Origin of the sequence: Pseudomonas sp. NBRC 111127 (assembly GCF_001320345.1) — a bacterium.
In the GTDB taxonomy this organism is placed as follows: domain Bacteria; phylum Pseudomonadota; class Gammaproteobacteria; order Pseudomonadales; family Pseudomonadaceae; genus Aquipseudomonas; species Aquipseudomonas juntendi.
This window is the reverse complement of the sequence record NZ_BCBD01000351.1, coordinates 1-524: the sequence shown is the minus strand read 5'-3', so window position 1 is coordinate 524 and position 524 is coordinate 1. Positions and strand designations below refer to the sequence as shown.

Sequence of the window (524 nt, the reverse complement as noted above, 5' to 3'; positions counted from 1 at the left end):
CCGCTGGCACCGTTCGCCCAGTCACGCCGCGGCCGTGGCGGCTGGCGTCAACGTTTGAGCCAGGCGGTGCACTTCCCGTCGCGTGACGAGGTGTACCGCTTCATGGACGATGTGGTGCGCCCGGCGATTGCCGATGTGCGTGAGGTGTTCGAGCAAAAAGGCCTGGTGCTGATCACCCAGGATGACCCAAGCCACGACAACGTCAGCCTGAAAGTGGGGCATGGTGAAGAACAGCCGTTCATTTACCAGGTGCAGATGCGTGGCTACTTCACGCCATCGTTCGCCCTGGGTGGGCTGGGCACGCAGGAGTTGAAGAACCGCCGCTACTACCGGGCGGAGGTGTACCTGAGCGAAGGCAGCCAGAACTACGACCTGGTTGGCTACAGCAAGGAGCAGATAATCAACGACATCCTCGACCAGTACGAGCGGCACATGCAGTTCCTGCATCTGGTCCGCTGACCAGGCGTTCCTGTTCTGGCCTCTTCGCGGGCACGCCCGCTCCTACAGGTACATCACAGGTTTCG

1 pseudogene is annotated in these 524 nt (G+C 61.6%); it reads left to right on the top strand.

The annotated features are described in order from the left end of the window. A pseudogene (locus APH30_RS27390) lies at nucleotides 1–459 on the top strand (choline transporter); the annotation flags it as partial. Between the last annotated feature and the right edge of the window lie 65 nt (nucleotides 460–524).